The sequence below is a fragment of the Shimia sp. W99 genome (genome assembly GCF_053851455.3).
Genome location: NZ_JBSQBU020000004.1, coordinates 34,386 through 53,478 on the forward strand (window position 1 = coordinate 34,386; position 19,093 = coordinate 53,478).

Here is a 19,093-nt window from a genome sequence, read left to right on the forward strand (position 1 = left end):
TCTTACTCGTATTCCAGCGTGGTCACGAATTCTTCGGCAGTAAAGTTCGGCTCGGCCATGCCGGTCCGCTTGTAGGCTTCGATCACCTCGAAGTAGTTTTCCGGGTATGCGGTCAGCGACGTGGTGAGCAGGTTCATTGGGATATGCGAGGCTACTTCCGCGGGCATCCCGAAGTCACGCACCAGTATGGCATCGACCAGCGAACGGTCGGCCATCAGCGCCTCGTTGCTTTCCTGCACGGACTTGAGGAAGCGCGCCGCGACGTCCTTGTTGTCGCCCGCTTCGATCCAGGGCTGCATGGCGAACCACGACCCCAGCGCGGTCGGCCCACCGGTTTCCAGCGTGGCGACCATCCCTTCGCCGACGACGACCGGCGTGATCTTCTGCGAGCCGAGGATCTGGCCAAGGAACGGCGGAGCAATCCCGATGGCGTCCACGTTACCGACTTCCAGCGCGGCGGGAAGCTGGGGGAAGGGAAGCGCGACGAACTGGACCTTGTCCGGATCGCCACCGTCCGCGATCATGTGCTCTCGGATGTGCAGCTCGGCCGGCGATGCCTTTTCCAGAACGCCGACGACATGACCTTCGAGGTCTTTGGCGCTGGCGATCCCCTTGTCCCCGTTCGCGACGATTTGGAACTCGGTATGGCCGAAGCTTTCGATCGCGCTGGTGCCGATGGCAGTCAGCGGCAGCCCGGCAGAGCGCGCCTGCACGCCACCCGCCGCCGGGCTGCCGACGATGGTCATGCTGCCTGCGGCCAGCCCGTTGATCACGTCCGATCCGGTGTTCACGACGACGATTTCAATGTCGATTCCGTTCGCCTCAAAAATCCCGGCTTCCTTGCCGTGAACCAGCGCGGCGAGCGGCGGCAGCTTCTGGTAGCCTACCTTGACCTCGTCCAGCGCCAGAGCCGCCAGCGGGGCAAGCGTCATGGCACAGGCCGTCAGCGCACCCCCTATAAACGTTACGTGTTTCATGTGTTTCTCCTCCCTGATGCCCGGAATAGGGCGTTTGCGCGGTTCAACCGCCGATATGCGTCACGTCTCACGTTTAGACGGACGGATATGTTCAATGACCTCATGCCTGATGCGCAGGAACGTCTCGTCCTCGCGTGTGGTGAGTTGATCGCGGGTCTCTCCCAGTGGCACGTCGATGACCTCCACCACCCGCGTCGGTCGTTTCGACAGCACCACGACTCGATCGGCAAGATAGACCGCCTCGTCCACGTCATGCGTGACCAGAATGCAGGTCTTGCCGAATTGGCGTGCCAGCCGCAAAAGCAAATCCTGCAAATCGGCCCGTGTCTGCGCGTCCACAGCGGCCAGCGGTTCGTCGAGAAGCAGAAGCTTGGACCGCGTGGCCAGCGCACGGGCAATCGCAACACGCTGCTGCATCCCGCCCGACAGTTGCCAGGGATACAGATCCCCGCTGCCCTCAAGCCCCACCGCCGTCAGCATCTCCTGCGCGATGGCCAGTTTCTCGGCCTTGGTGCCCGACAGACGGCGCATCCCGAACAGGATGTTGGGAATGATCCGCTTCCACGGCAGAAGCGAGCGCGAGTAATCCTGAAACACGACCGCCAGTCCTTCGGGCGGCTCGGTCACTTTTGCACCCGCAAATTGGACCGCGCCGCCGTCGCAGCCATAAAGCCCGGCCAGGCACATCAAAAGCGTTGTTTTGCCGCAGCCGGATGGGCCTACGACGGTCAGGAACTCGCCAGGCCGCGCGTCAAAAGCGACGCCGTCAAGAATGCGCACCGCCTGCACCCCCTTGCCCAACGACTTTTCGATACGACGGACCTCAAGCACCGGCGTAGCCCGAGACGACACGCTGGTCGCGTCGTCTCGTTTTCCAGTGGCTAGCATATCAGTTGCGCTCATGCCGGCCCCGCGAGGAAACGGTGGCCTTCCTGAAGTAGACCCATGGCGTATTCCCGCCCGTGCTTGGGATCCTGCTCTTCGACGCAGATGGCGTAACCGACATCGAACACCTTTCTCACGCGCGGGAAGCGGCGTTCGAAATAGGCGCGGAGCGCCGTGTCGAGGTCATCGGTCACCGCCAGTTCCTCGGACAGAACCAGTGCGTCCTCAATGGCCATACCACCGCCGGAGGTCATCTGCGGCGTGAGCGAATGGGCCGCGTCACCCAGAAGCACTACACGGCCCAGGTGCCAGGCGTTTTCCATCATCAAGACATCGAACGGGCGGTAACTGATATGACGATCTGCCGACACCTCTTCGCGGGCCTCGACCAGCTCTTCAGCCGTATAGGGCGCGAGCAGGCGACGGATGTGGTCCGGCCCGTCGGCATCGGAAAAGCGCGGGCGCTCCTTAGAGTTTTCGAGGAAAAACAGATAGCACAGCTCGTCCGACAGCAGCAGCGAGCCGACGCCCGGCCCGGTCGGAATGCGGTAGAGCGCAAAGCCCTCGAACGCCTCGTGGCGCGGGATGGTGTAGCGCCAGACGCCCTGCCCCACATACTGCGGCTTGTGCTGCTCGCCAAAGACCATGCTGCGGGTCTTGGAATAAACTCCGTCCGCTGCGATCAGAAGATCGGCGCGGTCGGTTTCCCCATTGGACAGCGTGACAGTCACGCCCTCGGCGTCCTGTTCGATTGCAGTGATATGGGTGTTGAAGTCGACGGTCGCGCCGCTTTCGCGTGCATGATCTTCCAGCACCTGGCCCAGCACCGGGCGCATGATCCCCAGCGCACCGGGACGTTCGGGGTCCCAGACACGGGGCGAGTTCTGCTCGGCGATCAGACCACCGGTCGCGTCGCGCATGGTTATCTTGTCCCAGCCCTTGCCGCCAGCGAGGCAGTCGTCGACCAGACCCAGCGTGTTGAGCGCCCGCAGCGCGTTGCCAAGCAGCGTGATCCCGGTGCCCAGACGTTCGCTGCGATCCCCGATCTCGATCACACGGGTTTCGATGCCTTGACGAGCAAGCGCATGTGCGACGGTCAATCCACCGATACCGCCGCCCACGACGATGACTTTCTTGACGGCTCCCATGGTGCCTCTCCTCCCTCTGATGTTTGAAACGGCCGCCCGCGCTCCCTCGCGGGCGGCCCGATTTTTACATGAACGGCTTGCGGTTCTCCGGCCACCAGCCCGGTGCCTGCTTGGCGGCAAAACGGTTGCGCAGCACGCCAATGTTGCCGACTTCCATTTCGACCACGTCGCCGGGGGTCATCTTGCGGCCCAGTTCCAGCGCCGAGCCATTGCCCATAGTGCCCGACCCGATCACGTCGCCCGGCTCAAGTTGTTCGGCGAGCGAGATATAGGCGAGCAGTTCATCGACGCTCCACAGCGTGTTGCTGCTGGTGCCCTTGCCCCAGACTTCGCCGTTCACGCGCACTTCCATCGGGATCGCAGAGAGGTCATCGAACTCGTCGAGCGTGGTGATCCACGGGCCGACCGCATAGGCAAAGTCCTTGCACTTCTGCGGACCCATGCCGATGTCGAATTCGTCACCCTGACGATCGCGGGCGCTGACGTCGTTGAAGATCGTCACGCCGAACAGATGCTGGCGCGCCGTCTCCGGGGTCAGGTCGCTGCCGCGCGACCCGATGACCCAGCCAAGCTCCAGCTCGTAATCCATGTGATCCACAAAGGCGGGCCACGGAATGTCCGCGTCATGGCCGACCATCGTGTGCACCGTGCCCTTGAAGTAGCCCGGCACCTTGAGCAGCGACGGCGTCGGCGTCTTGCCCATCTTTTCGTGGAAGCCCTTGATGTGGTCGATAAAGGTCAGTCCGTCGCGGATGACCGAAGGGTCCGTCGCGGGCAGCCATTCCAGACCATCCATCGGCAGGATCGCTGCTTCGGGCGTCTTGGCAGCGACATCGGCGGCGATATCGAGGAACGCGGCGCCAGCCGAGATGCCTTCGCGCATCGACCCGGTGAACATCGCCGCAGCGACGCGGCGGGCGGCTTCCGGCGTGGCTTTTCCCGTAGTCAGTAGTTCCGCATAGGCGACGCGCAGGTCGAGCACCTGACCAGCCTCAGGCATCACCAGAACCAGCCGCGCTTCGTCGCCGTCCAACCCCTGCCGTTTTATCCGTCCAAGTTTCATGTAGCTCCCTCTTGATTCCCGACGTGGCGGCGTGTCGTCGCCGCCTTTCGACTAAATGAACATTACGTTTCGTATCTAATCAATAGGGAACTGTGAAGTCAAGGCGGGAGATGCGGCGAATATCGGTCAGACGCCGATATTCTTCGTGCAGCCGCGGGGCGAAAACACGCGGCGAACGCACGTCATGAACCAATTTTCGTTGATAAACGTTTGCTAAGGTTTCGGGATGCTTCCACAGGCCCCCGCGTTGACAACGCCAAGGCGCCGCCGCCAAGCGAACGGGTTCAAATTTAAGAAACGATGTGTGTCGTTAAGTGCAAAAAGAAGCGCCAACCAGAATCGGATTTGTCCAGCCCCAGCCACCGGCGCATCTTCAGCTCAGTAAACCTCGGGGACCGACGCGCCCAGCAAGCTGAACGTAAAGCGCACGTGCCGTTCGACAAAGACCCGATCCAGCCCTCCGTGACCCAGCATCAGCCGCATGTAGACGGGCGCATAGAGCAGGTCCATCAGGTCCTCGATTTCGATCTTGGGGTCGATTTCGCCGGACTGGCGCCACTCTTCCATCACTTCGCGCACAACGGCGCGGCGTCCATAGTGGAACTGCTCGCGAAAGGCGCGCAGGGTGTCCGGGTTATGTTGCCCCTCGGCAATAATCTGGGCGACGACACGGCCCGGAAACCCGGCATATTGCTCGCACAGCATCGCCAGATGCTTGGCCAGACGCGGCCCCGGCGGCAAATCGCGCTGCATCGGGGTGCGCACAAGGTGGGCTTCGGTGAACGCCTCGATCACCAGCATCGCCTTGGAGGGCCACCATCGGTAGATCGTCACCTTGGACACGCCCGCTTCCTTCGCGATTGCCTCGATTGTCAGATCCTGAAGAGATTGCGTTTCCAGCATGGAGAGCGTGGTCTCAAGGATCTTGCGATGCGCCGACGGGTCGCGGGGACGCCCGATGCGCCGGGGCTTTTTATCGTTCGCGATGTTCACCTCGACCATATGCGTTCCCCGATCTGCACGTTTCGAATACTTACCCCACCATAGGCTACGCGGCATCCCGGCGCAAACCGCCTCGGATGCCGCGCCTTGTCCTAGAAGTTGACGTTCTCGCGCCCCTTGAGGCCAAGTATTTGCCGTGCCTCGTCCGGTGTCGCGATGTCGAGCTCAAGCTCCTCCAACACGCGCCGCGCCTTGGTCACCTGCGCCGCGTTCGATTTTGCCAGCGCGCCCTTGGTCAGATAGAGGCTGTCCTCCAGCCCGACCCGGACGTTGCCGCCGAGGATCGCCGAGATCGTGCCCATCGGCAGCTGGAACTTGCCCGCCGCCAGCACCGACCATTGATAATCCGAGCCAAACAGCCGATCTGCCGTGCGTTTCTGGTGCAGCATGTCCTCGTGATGCACCCCGATCCCGCCGCGCAGGCCGAAGACGGTCTGGATAAAGAACGGCGGCTTCACCAGCCCACGCCGCACGAAGTAGTCGAGCGTGTAGAGATGGCCGACGTCGTAGCATTCGAACTCGAACCGCGTGCCTTTTTCGCCGATGTTCTTCAGGATCCACTCGATGTCCTCGAAGGTGTTCTTGAACACCAGACCCTTGGTTCCGGCGAGGAAGGGCTTTTCCCAGTCGTGCTTCCAGTCCACATCGCGCTCGGCCAGTTCGGCCAGCGACAGGTTGATCGACCCCATGTTGAGCGAGCAAAGCTCCGGCTCGAGATCGGCCGCCGCCAGCGTCCGCTCTTCGATCGCCATGTTCGGCCCGCCGCCGCCGGTCGAGATGTTCACGATCGCGTCCGTCTCGGATTTGATGCGGCCGACGAATTCGCGGAACACTTTGGGATCGCCGGTGGGGCGACCGTCCGGCTGGCGGGCGTGCAAGTGAACGATGGCTGCCCCGGCCCGCGCCGCATCAATGGATTGGGTCGCGATTTCTTCCGGTGTGATCGGAAGATAGGGCGACATCGTCGGCGTATGCGCACCGCCGGTCACGGCGCAGGAGATGATGACTTTTTTCATTTCGGCCTCTTCGTAGGTTGGGCTTTTTGGTGAGCCTTGGCTGTGGTCTTGCGACCTCAGAGCGGCAGTTTGCTGACGTCGATGTCGCTGTTGCGGCCCTTGTTGAAGTAAGGGAAGCGTTCGACGGTGGCGCGGATTTCCTTGATCGGTCCGCCGTGATCGCCCCAATGCACCACCACCTCTTCGCCGATGTCGGTCACATCGAGGTCAAGGCAGCCGTGCGACAGGTAATCGTGGAAATAGACGCTGTAGATCGTGCCCGACGACCAGCCGACGGATTTGCCGCCCTTGGTTACATGGTCGGCATGGGCCATCGGCCAGCGTTGCGGGGAATAGGGGAAATCGAAGCTCTTATAGGGTTCGCCGTCGCGCATGAGCGAGGCAAAGACATCCAGCACGTCATCGGGGTTCCAACGAAGCGTCACCGTGCGCCGTTTCGGATTGGCCATCTCGGCCTCCAGCGCGTCGCGCCCGATAAAGTCGTGATCGAAGCGCGCCATGTTTTCCCAGCGCACCTCGACCGGCGTGCGCAGACGTGGGCGAAGCTCCATTGGATCGACCGAGCCGCTGACCTCCCACCGGCGCATCGCGCGGGGCCATTTTGCCTCGGGCAGCGACGAGATAAAGGTCCATGTGTGCTGCGGAAAGCCGCCCTCGACATGGTTGACCAGATAGGTGCCCCAGCCCAGACGCTCGATGCCGAACTCTTTGCCCGCCTCATAGACAGCGTCATAGATCGCGGCGGCGTCCTCCATCGGTCCGTGCAGTTCATAGGCCAGGCTGCCGCTCATCCCGAGCCGCGCGATCTCGCAGCGCAGGCCGGCGACCTTGGTGTCACGGAAACGCAGGAACTTGAGGTCGCGAAGGCTTTCGCCGGTGGCTTTTTCCAGTACCTGGAGCGACGTAGGCCCGGCGATCTGGAACAGGAACTTGTCCTCGACCGCGATCTCGACATCATAGCCCACATCACGCATCGGGGTCGGACCGGGCGGGCCACCGGCCCAACTTTCGAAATGGTCCTCGGCCAGCCGCGACACGATGCCATGCGCGGAGATCAGGCCGTTCTCATCACACTGCACGGCGTGCTTCATCGCACCGACGGGGAAGTTTTCCAGACTATTGATCACCAGACCTTGCAGATATTCCTTGGCTTGGGGCCCCTTGATCGACACCGGGCCGGTGCCCGACAGCCCGGCGTGGATATAGCAGGTCTTGCGCCACGACAGCGCCTCGTCACGCCAGCCGTTGAAGGCCCAGGCGCGCAAGGTCGGCACGGCCAGCCCCTTGGCATGGGCGTGATAGATCACATGATCGGTGTAAAACGGGTGCGGCAAGCACGCCGAAAAACTGTCATCCATCGGTATCGTCCTTCGCGACGGGCGGCGGGCGACACGCCAGCCAGCCTTCGGTTTCGTCATGAGGCGCCGTCGCGGCGCCGTCAGAGGGTAAGCGAGGGCGCGGCAGGCACCCAAAGTTCGACTATGTCATCGTCCGTCAGCCGCACCGGCACCGAAGCGAGCCGTTGACCCAGACAGGCGCCGACAACGCAGTCCCCGGTGATCGGATCGAACTCGGCCCCATGCGCCGAGCACAGGATCCGGGCGTTGTCGCCGGTCATATAGGCATCGCGTTTCCAGGCGAGGCGGGTCTTGCCGTAATGCGGGCAGAGGTCACGGTAGGCCCGCACCTCGCCCGCACACTCCAGCACGATCACGGCAAAGCGGTGCCGCGGCTCGAACCCGCGTGCCTCCGCCCCGTCAAGCGCCGAGCGTGGACAGGTCGCGATCCACGCCCCTGCGCCGTCAGCCGTCCCATGCGCATCACGCCCGGCAGGTGCCACAGTTTGACTTTGTGCGGAAGACTGCACAGGCGCGCGCCCCGATCACTCGGCCTCCGGAGGCGGCCCGCCGGGTGCCCATTTGTCGATCGCCTGCAGCAGGAAGGCCTGCGCGACCTCGGCCGACGCCGGCAGCTCGCGCGGGAGCCAGGCCTCGTCCAGACGGTCCATGTCGGCGTCGTATTCGACCGCACAGCCCATCGGCGACTTGAAATACCAGAACCAGTTCGACCCGAACTGATGCCGCCCCGGTCCCCAGAACGTCTCGTAGCCCTTGTTGCGCATCTTGTTGCCGGCCAGCATAAGCGAGGTCGGCCCCTGCATATGGAACGCGGCGTGCTCGATGCCTTTCATGTATTCGGGCGTCTGGATCAGGAACAGCGTGTGGTGATCAGTGCTCGCAAGCGGCGTCAGGAACGGCCCCATACCTTTGAAGCGGTCCACCACCCGGAACTTCAGCCGTTCGACATAGAAGGCTTCCATCTTAGGGATATCGGGCACGAAATAGACCACATGGCTCAGCGTGAGCGGCAGCGTCTCTGCCTCGAGGTTGATGCCGTGCTTGTTCGCCGGACGACCCGCCGCGACACCGGGCGTGTTCACCAGTTCGGGCTCGACCTCGAAGGCATGGCGGCGGGTGATCTGGAACCGCAGCGCAAAGCCAAGATCGTCGACCGCTTCGACCGATCCGTTCTCGCCCCGTGTCACCTCGCGGTCACGCGACAGCTCGGCCGCGATCTCGTCCAGGCTGGCGGTGTCCTCGACCCCGTAAACGGTGCGGCGCAGCTTGTTTCCGGTGGGCAGCGCTGGCGGCAGATCGGCGTCGGCCATATCCTTGATGACGAAACAGGTTCCGTCCTTCGCCTCGAACACCCCCGGTTCGCTTTCCGTCAGACCGAAATCCGTCAGGAATCCGCGGCAAGCCTCCATGTCATCCACACCGAAGTGCAGTTCATCTGGGCCAATGATCCTCATGCCCCTCCCCTTTATCCTCTGTAAGCCGACTTGGCTTTGTGGGTTCAATCTGTGATCGTCGCCTGATCCGGTGCTGTCCCGTGTCAGATCAGTCCCGGCTTCATCCACTCCCCGCCTCCCGCGCGGAATCGAATTTGTAAACGATACGTTTTTTATTAGGACAGAGCGAAGGGGTTAGGCAAGTGCTTTTTGCATGAACGTTTGATCTACAGGTATTTTTTCGCAGTTTTACACTGTTATTTCGAGCTGCAACCGCAATTTACGCCATGGACAAGCGATGCTCCTCTAAATATAACGAAACGTATCGTAAGGTAACGTGGAAGAAGGAGGAAACCATGGAGAAACCGGTAGCGGCGGTCAGGCCGGTCCGTCGAATCGTAACGGGCGAGAATGACCAAGGACGTTCGATCATCCTTTCGGACGGCCCGACGCAGCACATCACCAAAACGCCCTTTGGGCTGGTGGCACAGGTGCCGTGGCTGACCGGGGCGGCGGCGCATGAGGGGAGCGAGCCTGCGCCGGAGGGGCATTCCATCGGGTTTCATTCCGATGGCGGAACCGTGCTGCGGATCGTGGATTTTCCGCCGGACGACCACTATGACCAAGATGCGATGAAGAGTTTTCTCGACGCCAACAAGGTGCGCGACAAGAACAACCCGCGCCACTTCTGGTTTCACAAGACCCATTCGCTCGACTACGCGATCGTGTTGGAAGGCGAGATCGTCGCCATGTTGGACGAAACCGAAACCGTGATGAAACAGGGCGACGTGCTGATCCAGCGTGCGACCAACCACAGTTGGAAAAACGCCTCGGACAAGGTCTGCCGCATGGCCTTTGTGCTGGTCGCGCTGGCCGAGGGTGAGGCCTGCTGAACCCGCCCACGGCGACACGGCCGACATGGAAACGCCGCCCGATCTTCACCGGGCGGCGTTCTTTCTTACGCGATCCCGCTGCTTGGCGTTGCCGCCTTACAGCGTGGTCGCGATGTACTTGGTCTCAAGATACTCGTGAATACCGTCGGTCGAGCCCTCGCGGCCTAGACCGCTCGCCTTGGTGCCGCCAAAGGGCGCGGCGGGGTCCGAGGCCAGCCCGCGATTCAGCGCGACCATCCCGCTTTCCATCTTGCCCGACAGATCGAGCCCCCGGCGCAGGTCGCTGGTAAAGACGTAAGAAATCAATCCGAACTCGGTATCGTTGGCCAGCCGTACCGCCTCGTCCTCGTTGTCGAAAGCCACGAGCGGGGCGACCGGGCCGAAGATTTCGTTCTTCAGGATCTCGGCCGTGGGCGGCACATCGGCGAGCACGGTCGGGGCATAGTAATGGCCGGGCCGGTTCAGCTTGTGCCCGCCGGTGAGTACGCGCGCACCTTCGGCCACGGCGCCCTGCACCAGCTCGTCGATCTTGTCTACCGCTTCGGCGTTGACCATCGGGCCAAGCTCGGTGGCCGGGTCTTCGCCCTCGCCCACGGTCAGCGCGGCCATCCGGTCGGTCAGCCGCTTGGCGAATTCATCATAGACCTCGCGCGCGACGTAGAACCGGTTCGCCGCGGTGCAGGCCTCGCCCCCGTTGCGCATCTTGGCCACCATGGCCCCGTCGAGCGCCTCGGTGATGTCGGCATCGGCGCAGACAAGGAACGGCGCGTTGCCGCCCAATTCCATCGACGTGGTCAGCACCTGATCCGCCGCTTCCTTGAGCAGGATACGCCCCACCTCGGTTGAGCCGGTGAAACTCACGGTTCGCACCCGTGGGTCGTGCAGCATCGCGCTCACGCTCGCACCGGAGCGTTCGGTGACGACGACATTGATCGCACCCTCCGGCACGCCCGCAGCGATCATGATCCGCGCCACGGCAAGCGCGGTCAGCGGCGTCTCTGTCGCGGGTTTAAGCACGCAGGTGCAGCCTGCCGCCAGCGCCGGGGCCATCTTGCGCGTGGCCATCGCCGCCGGGAAATTCCACGGCGTCACCAAAACCGCGATCCCGACCGGCTCATGCGTGACGAGGATGTGGTTCTGGCCTGAGGGTGCGAGGCTCATGTTCCCGATGATCCGGGGCGTTTCCTCGCCATACCAGCGGAAGAACTCCGCCGCATAGCGCACCTCGCCGATGGCATCGCGCAGCGCCTTGCCGTTTTCGAGCGAGATAAGCCGGGCGAGGTCGTCCTCCTCGGCAATCATCATCTCGTAGCAGCGGCGCAGGATCTCGGCCCGCTCGCGCGGTGAGGTCGCGCGCCACTTGGCCGCCGCTTCCGCCGCCGCATCCACGGCCGCAATGCAATCCTCGATCGTCGCCGCGGAGGTGGTGGCAAAGGCCTCGCCGGTCGAAGGGTTGCCCACCTCGATCACCTTGGCCGCGCTGCCATGCCGCCAGCCGCCAATCAGGTTCTCGTGGTGGCCCGAGAAATAGGCTTGCGAGAAGCTCATCCCTTGATCCTCCCGACAAAGAACTCGCGGAACGGGTCATCGCTCGGGTTCAGGCCGGAGGCCTTCTGTGCGTTGACCAGCGTGGTCATGTGGTTGGCGTGCAGACGCGGGGTCGGACCACGCAGCGGGCCGCCGTTATAGCCCTGCAACCAGCCCTGGAATTTCCATTGCATCCGGTTCAGAAGGAACGACCCGGTCATCTGCTGGGTCAGCCCGTTCTTGATCTTGCGCGCCGGGTGCATCCGCCAGTAGATCTCGGTCACTTGGTCATGCTTGCCCTCGGCGAGAAGTTTCATGACCTGCGGGATGAGCGGACCCCAGAATTCATGGTCCGAGGTCGCCGACAGCTGGATCGGGATCAACTGGCCAAGGGGCAGCAGGTCCCATTCGAGCGGCATCGAGATCACGACCTCTTCGCCGAACTCCCGATGGCATTCGATAACGCTCATGATCGACGGGTGGCCTCCTTCGGCCTTGATCGAGGCGATATTCGGGCAGGCGTCCAGCAGGCGACGGATCAGGCCGGTCGAGATATCCGCCGGGTGGATGCGCGAGAAGCCCCAGATCGCCATGGGGAACAGAAGGACGCCCAGATTGGTCGCGTCGCAGAACGCCTTGGTATACTCAAAAATGTCGTCTTCGCTCTCAGGATAGAAGGTCGCCGGATAGCTGAGCAGGATGTAATCCGCCCCCGCCGCTTCTGCCGTCTGCGCCGCCGCGATGTTCTGCGCCAGTGTCGAGCTGGAGGCGTGGTGGAAGACGTAGAAATCCGGGCCCGCCTCGTCCTTCATAATGCGCACGAACTCGGTGTATTCGGCGGCGGTGATGTTCACCTCGCCCACCGCAAGCGAGCCGACGAAGCCGTGCTTCTTGGCCAGCGCCACATCATGCCGGATCGCGGCTTCGTTCAGGCCCTCGAGATCGTTGGTGAAGGAAGGGATGGTGCAGTTCACCGCACCCTTGAGCTTGTCGCGCGTCCAGGCACGCGCTTCGGTCTTGATATAGCCAGCCATGAGATTTCCTATCTTCTGTTTAGGGGTTGTCAGCGCCGTCGCCACGGAAGAGCGATATATTCCGCGACATCGACGAGTTTTGAAAATGCGATGCCCAGCACCGCGATGACGAAAAAGCCGACATACATCGTGTCGACCCAGAACACTGACCAGGCCCACCAGATGCGATAGCCCACGCCCTGATCGGCAGAGCTGAACTCGGCCGCGACCAGAAGGATCAGCGCGGTGCCGGCGCAGATTCGCAGGCCGGTGAAGATGCCCGGAAGCGCACCCGGCAGGGCTACGGTCAGATAGGTGCGCAGCTTCGAGGCGCGCAGGTTCTTCGCCACGTCGAAGTAGATCTGCGGGATCGTCACAACGCCCGCGAAGCTGTTGATTGCCATGAGAAAGAACACGTTGATCGCGATGACGACGTATTTCGACGTCTCGCCGATGCCAAAGATCAGCAGGAGCAGCGGCAGAAGTGCGATTTTCGGGATCGGGAACAGTGCCGCGATCAGCGGATTGAAGATCTCGCGCACCGGGCGGAACAGCCCCATGCCAAGCCCGACGAGGATGCCCGGCACCGCGCCCATGACGTATCCAATACCGATCCGCTTCATCGAGGCGGCGATATCGGTCCAGAACTCGGCGGTCTGCGCCCGCTCGAACCCGGTCATCACGATGGTCGAGGGGGCGGGAAAGAACTGGGTTTCGATCCAGCCGGCCCGTGCCGCGATTTCCCACAGGCCCAGAAGCACCACGGGCGAGATAAGCCAGAGAGGGAACCGGCGCGCCTCGCCTTCACGGGGGGCGGCTTCAATGGTGCGCAATGTGTCAGCCATTGGCGGCTCCTTTCTGACGGGCGAGCCGCGCGGTTTCCTGATCGCGAGCGGCGATGACTTCGTCGCGCAGCGCGGTCCACAGACGGTCGGTGATCCGGGTGAATTCAGGGTCGCGTTTCAGCGCGGCCAGATCGCGGGGCCGTTCAAAGGGGATCGCGATATCCTCGACGATCCGGCCCGGCGCGGAACTCATCACCGCGACGCGGTCGCCCAGAAACACCGCCTCTTCGAGCCCATGTGTGATGAACACCACGGTCGACCGATGCTCTTCCCACAGCCGGGCAAGCTCGGACTGTAAGAGATGCTTGTTCTGCTCATCGAGGGCCGCAAAGGGTTCATCCATGAGCAGCACCTCGGGCGCGGTGGCAAAGGCGCGGGCGATGGCCAGCCGTTGCTTCATCCCGCCCGACAACTGGCTGGGATAGAAATCGCGGAACTTGGACAGACCGGTGATCTGCAGGAAATGGTCGACCACCTCCTGACTTTCCGCGCCCTTCCACTGGCCCGCCGTGCGCAGCCCATAGGCCGCGTTGTCGGCGACGGTCATCCAGGGAAACACGCTTTCCTGCTGAAATATCATGGCATCCAGCACGCGTCCGCCGTCGGCGTGGCGCAGCGTTATCTTGCCCTCGGTCGGACGATCCAGCCCGCCCAGCATTCTGAGCAGTGTGGACTTACCACAGCCCGACGGACCGACGATGCAAAGAAACTCACCGTCAGGGACCGTCAGGTTGACATCGGACAGCGCGGTGAAGCCGCCGCTCTTCTTCCCGCCCCGCGCACCAAAGGTGCGCGAGACGTTCTGAATATTGATCTTGGGATCAGACAACAGGCTCACTCCGCGATCGCGTCGAGAAAACTGTTGTCGACGGCGCTCGAAATGTCCGGATCGCCAAGCAAAAGCCCCTGAGCCGCAAGCTGATCCACCTGCCACTGGATGCCAAAGTCTCCGTCGACATTGACTCTGAGATCCTCGACCGGGGTCGGCATCGCGATGGTTTCGTACATCTTGGGGTCCTGCGCCGGGATCACCGCCTGATAGATCGCGGCCACCTCTGCACGACCCTCGGGCGTCTTGAGCGCCTCGCGCATCCAGTCAGAGCCTTTGGCATAGGCCCGCAGGAACCGTTCACCAAGCTCGGGGTTGCCCTCGGTGATGCTCGGTCCGAACAGGACAAAGGCCTGCTGTAGCCCCGGCATGAAATCCGACCCCGCGGCGAGCTTGTCGGCAAAGCCCTGTTTGGCCGCGATCGACGAGAACGGGTCCAGCATGATCGCGGCATCGATCGAACCGCCCTTCATCGCGGCGACCATGTCCGGCGGCGGCATCGAGACAAAAGTGACATCCTCCGCGTTCACGCCGTTCTGCCGCAGGTATTCCCGGGCGATCATGTCGATGATCTGCCCCGGCGCGGTGATCGCCACGCGCTGCCCGGCCAGATCGGCACCGGATTTGACCGCGCCGGTGTCGATCAGTTCCTTGCGCACCATGATCGCGGTGGGGTCGTTCTCGGGATCCTCGGGTTTCAGCGTCAGGCCGTCTGCGACCAGTTTGACATCCATACCTTTGACGAATGCGTTGAACAGCGCAGCGCCCGAGGTAGTGATCGCTACATCCACCATACGCGACGCAACCGCCGGCGCGACTTCGGCTCCGGATTTGAAAAACTGCTGCTCGACGACGAGTCCCTCCTCCTCGAAGAACCCCTTGGCCATGGCAACGTTCACCGGCGCAGGCACGCGAGTCGAGCCGAACTTGACCACGTCCTGCGCCTGCGCCATCGGGGCGAACCCCGATGCAAGACCCAGCGCCATCGCGGCCACTGTGATGATTTTCCTCATATCTTCCTCCCTGAAGCGGCGCTCCCGCGTCTACGATTTCGTGTAGAATTCGATCGGCAGCGGGATCAGCTTCCCTGCCTCCTCGGCCAGCCGGTAGACCATCTCGGCGCAGACCACGTCCTGAATGCCTGCCCCGACACTCTTGAACATCGGCAATTTCGCGGCCTTCAACTGATCTTCGGCCTGCCCCATGAGCAGCGCGTTCAGCGATACGGCCTTGTGGTCGAACTCCAGCCCCGCCTCGCGCGCGGCGATCATGTCGCCGGTTTCGTGCAGGACCTCTTCCAGCACGTCGCAGACGATGAAATCGCAAGCGTCCACGACGCTCACGTCGATCTCGCGCTGGCTGGGCACGGTCGAGCCGATGGAGACGACGACCTTGGCATTGTCGAGCCAGTCACCGTAGAGAATCGGGCTTTCGTCGCGCGACCGGGCAGCGGCGACCACGACGGTCGCGGGGCGCACGGCATCCTGGGGCGTCGCGCAGGGAACGACCGGGACGCCGGTTTCGTCGGTGAAGGTCTTGGCGAAGCGTTCACGGCTGGCGGGCGTCGGGCTGTAGACCCGGACTTCGCGGATTGGCCGAATCGCGTTGATCGCCTGCGCATGGGCCATCGCCTCCTGCCCGCTGCCGATCAGACCCAAGGTCAGCGGCTCGTCGTCCGCGATATGGTCAAGCGCGGCTGCGCTGGTGGACGCGGTGCGAAAGCTGGTGACAAAGGCCCCGTCGACAAAGGCGCGGATCGCCCCGGTATCCTGTTCTGCCAGCGTGATCAGATAGTTGAAGGCGGGCGAGGCCCCTGCCCCGAACAACTTGCCTCCCATGAAACGCGCCCCAGGCGGGATTGCAATCAGGCTGCGCAACCACGACTTGTCCTCAAGCGCAAGGGTGCGCGGCGGGCTGACTCTGGGGCCGTGAGGCAGCGAATAGGCCGCCTTGAGCCCGTCGATCACGGCCTTCCAGTTCAGGACATCACGGACCGCATCTGCGGAGACGAAGCTGAGTTGTGGGGTGGATTGGGTCACGGGTGCCTCTTTGGTTCAACCAATACTGAATTTTCAGTCTAAATAGCGACCAAAATAGCCCAAGTCAACGCGATTCCATACCAAAGCGCGGGCGCCTCCCTCACGGCGGCCAGGCATTTCGTGAGAAGATTTGAGGACTCGTGTTAGGAAAATGGCCCCAGAAGTGCGCCGCGCACGCTTTCCAGATGCCTGCGCATCGCGGCCTGCGCGCCGGGCACATCACGCGCCTCGATAGCATGCAAAATCGCCCAATGCTCGCGCATCACATCGCTGCGGCGGGCGCGGGCGCTTTCGGAGTTGGACAGATGGCCCCAGTTCCGCTGTGTCTGGCTTTTCTGGATCGTGATCAAAGCGGTCTCCAGAAGCGCGTTTCGCGCCGCACGCGCAACCGCCAGATGGAAGTCGTGGTCCAGCTTGCCCCATTCCGTCCAAGAGGATTCCGCCTCCTGCGCGGTCAGTCTCTGCCTAATATTTTCAATATCTTGTCCACTCGCCCGGACGGCGGCAAGCGATGCGATCTGGGGCTCGACAGCCAGCCGTGCCTCGAGAATCTCAGAGGGGTTGGTGTCGATCTCTGACAGAAACTGGCCCGCAGGGTCGCGCGCGGCTGACAGGGTAGACATGAACGTGCCCTGCCCCACATGGCGCCAGATCAGCCCCTCCTTCTCCAATCGGGCCAAGGCAGTGCGCAAGCGGGCGCGGGTCAGGCCAAGGCTGTTGGCAAGGTCGCGTTCAGGTGGCAGCTTATCGCCCGGCTGAAAGGCTTGCTCAAACAGGAAGTCCCGCAGTTGGCGGGTCGGATCGGACTGAATTTGAATGCGTTCGCTCATTCGCCCAATATCACCCAATGTCTCCGCAATAGCAAGACGTGTATTGACGGGCGCGCAAAAATAAAACAGAACGTTTCGTATTTAATTCGGAGGAGAGACCCATGATTAATATGACGGTTGTCACTCGGGACGGCACCCTCCTTCCCCTGGCCGCGCGGACCGGCGTTTCGACCATGGAGGCGCTACAAGCCGCCGGGATCGAGGGCGTCTCTGCGGAGTGCGGCGGTGCAATGGCCTGCGCCACCTGTCACGTATTTTTCGACGAAGCGACGATAGAGCGGATCGGCCCGCCGGAGGCGACCGAGGAGGACATGCTCGATTTCGCCGCAACACAACGGACGGGTGAAAGCCGGCTGTCCTGCCAAGTGGTGCTGAGCGACGCGTTGGAGGGCGCAATCATCACCATTCCCGAAACGCAGGTATAATTTCAAACCAAGGGAGGAAACATTGACTGACATAGACACCACCGCCATACTCGGCGCACCGATCAAACTCAACACGCTCGACATACGCAATCGCATGGTCATGGGCCCGATGGCCGCCAACGCCCCGCGTGAAGGCGGCGGGCCGAGCGATCAGACCATCGCCTTTTTCGAGGCGCGGGCGCGTGGCGGGATCGGCATGATCATCGCAGGCGGCGTTATCGCGGCCACGCGCGGCTTTGATGAAGCGCCGTTCCGTCCGCTTCTGCGGTTCGACATCGACGACCATATCGCCGACTTCCGCAAGGTCGCCGATGCTGTCCACGCCCATGACACTCCGATCGTGGCCGAGATCATGCCCGGCTTTGGCCGCATGGGCGTGCCCAGCAAGAACCGCCCGATCATTTCCGCCAGCCCGATTAACGTGGTGATCCCCGAGGACCGCTTTCCCCACGGGATGAAGGTGCCCGGTGGGCGAACTTCGCCGGTGCCGGACGTCGCCACGATCGCCGAGATTCAAGCCTATGAGGCCGAGATGATCGATGCCGCCGTGCGCGCTGAGAATGCCGGATGGGACGGTGTCGAAGTGGCGGCGCATATGTCCTATTTCCTCGCCTCGTTCCTGTCGCCGCGCACCAACTGGCGCGAGGATGAATATGGCGGCTCCACCGCGAACCGGGCGCGGGTGCTGGTTAATATCATCGATGGCATCCGCAAACGGCTGGGCAACGACTACCTCGTCGGGCTGCGCATCACCTCGGGCGACGGTCTGGCCGATGGGCAAAGCGCCGAGGACTATGCCGCCGTCGCGCGTGAGGTTCAGAACGCGGGTGCCGACTATGTCGCCCTGTCGCGCGGCAACTACGAAACCATGGACATCTCGGCCCCGCTGGTCGATGGCGCGCTGACTGAAACGGGCGAGGCCGCTGCGTTCAAAAAGGCGCTCGACGTGCCGATCCTGTTGCAGGGCTACCATGACCCGGCGGCGGCGGCGCGTGCGATTGCGGACGGTTTGGGCGACATGATCATGCTGGCGCGTCCCTTGCTTGCCGATCCGAACTATGCGCTCAAGGTGACCGAGGGCCGCGCCTCGGCGATCACGGTCTGCACCCGTGAACACGAATGCATGAAGCGGCTGGTCACGAACATGCCGATCCGCTGCACCGTGAATCCCGAGATGGGGCTGGAAGAGGGTCAGAAATGGTCGCTGTCCCGCGCCGCACGCGCCCCGATGGAAAAGGCGGTGCTTGGCGCGATGAAGTCCAAGACGCTGATGAAGGCCGCGAACAAACTGACAGGTGGAGGAACGCCGAAATCATGACCCAGACCGCCACAAAGCCCAACGACATCGATTCCACCCGTCGGCAGATTGCCGGAATGCGGGATCGACTGGGGCAGCCGCATCGCATCTTCGACAACCCGGCTTTGGAAGCGCAGAGGGCCACTCTGGAAGCGGTGTCGGATGGCGTGGCCGAGGTGTCTTTCGTCGTCGGGCCGCAGGCGGTGCAGGGCAACGGCGTGGTGGGCGGCGGCACGCTCGCCAATCTGCTCGACGCCTCGCTCGCCATCGTCGTGATGTCCAAGCTCGAAGAGGGCACGCTTTGCTCGACGGTCAGCCTGACGGTCAACATGATGCGGCCTGCGGCACCGGGCGCCTTTCGCGCCCGCGCGACCGTTACACGGATGGGCCGCAAGATCGCCTTTGCCGATGCGCAACTCTTTGACAGTGAGGATCGGATGGTGGCGAGCGCGACCTCGTCACTGGCGATCCTGCCGATCTGAGGCAGCAGGCGGGAGGGGCCGGTGAACCCCG

The 19,093-nt window shown here is 62.8% G+C and carries 20 protein-coding genes; 4 read left to right on the forward strand and 16 right to left on the reverse strand.

Translation table 11 applies throughout. The features are described 5' to 3' along the window. Positions 1-2: 2 nt before the first annotated feature. From ACS3QZ_RS20275 to ACS3QZ_RS20315, 9 genes are all read right to left on the reverse strand, one after another. Positions 3-977, reverse strand: coding sequence for an ABC transporter substrate-binding protein (locus tag ACS3QZ_RS20275; protein WP_456039528.1), 975 nt, complete (start codon positions 975-977; stop codon positions 3-5). A gap of 60 nt (positions 978-1,037) precedes the next feature. After that, entirely contained in the window at positions 1,038-1,880 is an 843-nt protein-coding gene (locus ACS3QZ_RS20280) for an ABC transporter ATP-binding protein (protein WP_456039529.1), read from the reverse strand. Continuing rightward, the gene (locus tag ACS3QZ_RS20285; protein ID WP_456039530.1) at positions 1,877-3,010 is read right to left on the reverse strand and encodes an FAD-dependent oxidoreductase; all 1,134 of its coding nucleotides are present in this window, start codon (positions 3,008-3,010) and stop codon (positions 1,877-1,879) included. Before ACS3QZ_RS20285 ends, ACS3QZ_RS20280 begins: the two co-directional genes overlap by 4 nt. A 64-nt stretch (positions 3,011-3,074) precedes the next feature. After that, on the reverse strand, positions 3,075-4,073 hold the full coding sequence (locus ACS3QZ_RS20290; protein WP_456039531.1) for a fumarylacetoacetate hydrolase family protein: 999 nt from the start codon (positions 4,071-4,073) through the stop codon (positions 3,075-3,077). Positions 4,074-4,451: 378 nt separating this feature from the next. Further along, a complete protein-coding gene (locus tag ACS3QZ_RS20295; RefSeq protein ID WP_456039532.1) occupies positions 4,452-5,075 on the reverse strand; it encodes a TetR/AcrR family transcriptional regulator in 624 nt (207 codons plus the stop codon). 92 nt (positions 5,076-5,167) lie between these two features. After that, a complete protein-coding gene (kce, locus tag ACS3QZ_RS20300; protein ID WP_456039533.1) occupies positions 5,168-6,091 on the reverse strand; it encodes a 3,5-dioxohexanoate:acetyl-CoA acetone transferase in 924 nt (307 codons plus the stop codon). Positions 6,092-6,147: 56 nt separating this feature from the next. After that, positions 6,148-7,449 carry a hypothetical protein gene (locus tag ACS3QZ_RS20305; protein ID WP_456039534.1) on the reverse strand — a complete coding sequence of 434 codons (1,302 nt, stop codon included), beginning with the start codon at positions 7,447-7,449 and terminating at the stop codon, positions 6,148-6,150. A gap of 80 nt (positions 7,450-7,529) precedes the next feature. Then, positions 7,530-7,958 carry a Rieske (2Fe-2S) protein gene (locus ACS3QZ_RS20310; protein ID WP_456039535.1) on the reverse strand — a complete coding sequence of 143 codons (429 nt, stop codon included), beginning with the start codon at positions 7,956-7,958 and terminating at the stop codon, positions 7,530-7,532. 15 nt (positions 7,959-7,973) lie between these two features. Next, the gene (locus ACS3QZ_RS20315) at positions 7,974-8,903 is read right to left on the reverse strand and encodes a VOC family protein (RefSeq protein WP_456039536.1); all 930 of its coding nucleotides are present in this window, start codon (positions 8,901-8,903) and stop codon (positions 7,974-7,976) included. 335 nt (positions 8,904-9,238) lie between these two features. On the opposite strand from ACS3QZ_RS20315, the gene ACS3QZ_RS20320 reads away from it, so the two are divergent. Further along, the gene (locus ACS3QZ_RS20320) at positions 9,239-9,775 is read left to right on the forward strand and encodes a cupin domain-containing protein (RefSeq protein WP_456039537.1); all 537 of its coding nucleotides are present in this window, start codon (positions 9,239-9,241) and stop codon (positions 9,773-9,775) included. A 96-nt stretch (positions 9,776-9,871) separates the two neighbouring features. Here the strand turns inward: ACS3QZ_RS20320 and ACS3QZ_RS20325 are convergent, their stop codons facing one another. The 7 genes from ACS3QZ_RS20325 to ACS3QZ_RS20355 form a co-directional block, all read right to left on the reverse strand. After that, complete coding sequence (locus ACS3QZ_RS20325; RefSeq protein WP_456039538.1) at positions 9,872-11,323, reverse strand: NAD-dependent succinate-semialdehyde dehydrogenase; 1,452 nt, start codon at positions 11,321-11,323, stop codon at positions 9,872-9,874. Continuing rightward, positions 11,320-12,336, reverse strand: coding sequence for a dihydrodipicolinate synthase family protein (locus tag ACS3QZ_RS20330; RefSeq protein ID WP_456039539.1), 1,017 nt, complete (start codon positions 12,334-12,336; stop codon positions 11,320-11,322). The genes ACS3QZ_RS20325 and ACS3QZ_RS20330 overlap by 4 nt, the downstream gene beginning before the upstream one ends. 29 nt (positions 12,337-12,365) lie before the next feature. Beyond that, complete coding sequence (locus ACS3QZ_RS20335; RefSeq protein ID WP_456039540.1) at positions 12,366-13,160, reverse strand: ABC transporter permease; 795 nt, start codon at positions 13,158-13,160, stop codon at positions 12,366-12,368. Beyond that, complete coding sequence (locus ACS3QZ_RS20340) at positions 13,153-13,989, reverse strand: ABC transporter ATP-binding protein (protein WP_456039541.1); 837 nt, start codon at positions 13,987-13,989, stop codon at positions 13,153-13,155. The genes ACS3QZ_RS20335 and ACS3QZ_RS20340 overlap by 8 nt, the downstream gene beginning before the upstream one ends. Before the next feature lie 5 nt (positions 13,990-13,994). Continuing rightward, a complete protein-coding gene (locus tag ACS3QZ_RS20345; protein ID WP_456039542.1) occupies positions 13,995-15,002 on the reverse strand; it encodes an ABC transporter substrate-binding protein in 1,008 nt (335 codons plus the stop codon). Positions 15,003-15,032: 30 nt separating this feature from the next. Further along, positions 15,033-16,028, reverse strand: a complete 996-nt coding sequence (locus ACS3QZ_RS20350) for an ornithine cyclodeaminase family protein (RefSeq protein ID WP_456039543.1) — start codon at positions 16,026-16,028, stop codon at positions 15,033-15,035. Positions 16,029-16,171: 143 nt separating this feature from the next. Then, complete coding sequence (locus ACS3QZ_RS20355) at positions 16,172-16,858, reverse strand: FadR/GntR family transcriptional regulator (protein WP_456039544.1); 687 nt, start codon at positions 16,856-16,858, stop codon at positions 16,172-16,174. A gap of 101 nt (positions 16,859-16,959) precedes the next feature. On the opposite strand from ACS3QZ_RS20355, the gene ACS3QZ_RS20360 reads away from it, so the two are divergent. From ACS3QZ_RS20360 to ACS3QZ_RS20370, 3 genes are read left to right on the forward strand one after another with little or no spacing between them, the layout of a single operon-like run. After that, the gene (locus tag ACS3QZ_RS20360) at positions 16,960-17,283 is read left to right on the forward strand and encodes a 2Fe-2S iron-sulfur cluster-binding protein (protein WP_456039545.1); all 324 of its coding nucleotides are present in this window, start codon (positions 16,960-16,962) and stop codon (positions 17,281-17,283) included. A gap of 22 nt (positions 17,284-17,305) precedes the next feature. Beyond that, entirely contained in the window at positions 17,306-18,601 is a 1,296-nt protein-coding gene (locus tag ACS3QZ_RS20365; RefSeq protein WP_456039546.1) for an NADH:flavin oxidoreductase, read from the forward strand. Next, complete coding sequence (locus tag ACS3QZ_RS20370; protein WP_456039547.1) at positions 18,598-19,062, forward strand: PaaI family thioesterase; 465 nt, start codon at positions 18,598-18,600, stop codon at positions 19,060-19,062. Before ACS3QZ_RS20365 ends, ACS3QZ_RS20370 begins: the two co-directional genes overlap by 4 nt. The last annotated feature ends 31 nt before the right edge of the window (positions 19,063-19,093 follow it).

Excerpts from the sequence above, each read along its gene's own strand:
- ACS3QZ_RS20315 (WP_456039536.1), bottom strand. The coding sequence starts at position 8,903 with ATGAGGATCATTGGCCCAGATGAACTGCACTTCGGTGTGGATGACATG.
- ACS3QZ_RS20290 (WP_456039531.1), bottom strand. The coding sequence starts at position 4,073 with ATGAAACTTGGACGGATAAAACGGCAGGGGTTGGACGGCGACGAAGCG.
- ACS3QZ_RS20330 (WP_456039539.1), bottom strand. The coding sequence starts at position 12,336 with ATGGCTGGCTATATCAAGACCGAAGCGCGTGCCTGGACGCGCGACAAG.
- kce (WP_456039533.1), bottom strand. The coding sequence starts at position 6,091 with ATGAAAAAAGTCATCATCTCCTGCGCCGTGACCGGCGGTGCGCATACG.
- ACS3QZ_RS20285 (WP_456039530.1), bottom strand. The coding sequence starts at position 3,010 with ATGGGAGCCGTCAAGAAAGTCATCGTCGTGGGCGGCGGTATCGGTGGA.
- ACS3QZ_RS20355 (WP_456039544.1), bottom strand. The coding sequence starts at position 16,858 with ATGAGCGAACGCATTCAAATTCAGTCCGATCCGACCCGCCAACTGCGG.
- ACS3QZ_RS20320 (WP_456039537.1), top strand. The coding sequence starts at position 9,239 with ATGGAGAAACCGGTAGCGGCGGTCAGGCCGGTCCGTCGAATCGTAACG.
- ACS3QZ_RS20370 (WP_456039547.1), top strand. The coding sequence starts at position 18,598 with ATGACCCAGACCGCCACAAAGCCCAACGACATCGATTCCACCCGTCGG.
- ACS3QZ_RS20345 (WP_456039542.1), bottom strand. The coding sequence starts at position 15,002 with ATGAGGAAAATCATCACAGTGGCCGCGATGGCGCTGGGTCTTGCATCG.
- ACS3QZ_RS20280 (WP_456039529.1), bottom strand. The coding sequence starts at position 1,880 with ATGAGCGCAACTGATATGCTAGCCACTGGAAAACGAGACGACGCGACC.
- ACS3QZ_RS20325 (WP_456039538.1), bottom strand. The coding sequence starts at position 11,323 with ATGAGCTTCTCGCAAGCCTATTTCTCGGGCCACCACGAGAACCTGATT.
- ACS3QZ_RS20275 (WP_456039528.1), bottom strand. The coding sequence starts at position 977 with ATGAAACACGTAACGTTTATAGGGGGTGCGCTGACGGCCTGTGCCATG.
- ACS3QZ_RS20335 (WP_456039540.1), bottom strand. The coding sequence starts at position 13,160 with ATGGCTGACACATTGCGCACCATTGAAGCCGCCCCCCGTGAAGGCGAG.
- ACS3QZ_RS20305 (WP_456039534.1), bottom strand. The coding sequence starts at position 7,449 with ATGGATGACAGTTTTTCGGCGTGCTTGCCGCACCCGTTTTACACCGAT.
- ACS3QZ_RS20295 (WP_456039532.1), bottom strand. The coding sequence starts at position 5,075 with ATGGTCGAGGTGAACATCGCGAACGATAAAAAGCCCCGGCGCATCGGG.
- ACS3QZ_RS20360 (WP_456039545.1), top strand. The coding sequence starts at position 16,960 with ATGATTAATATGACGGTTGTCACTCGGGACGGCACCCTCCTTCCCCTG.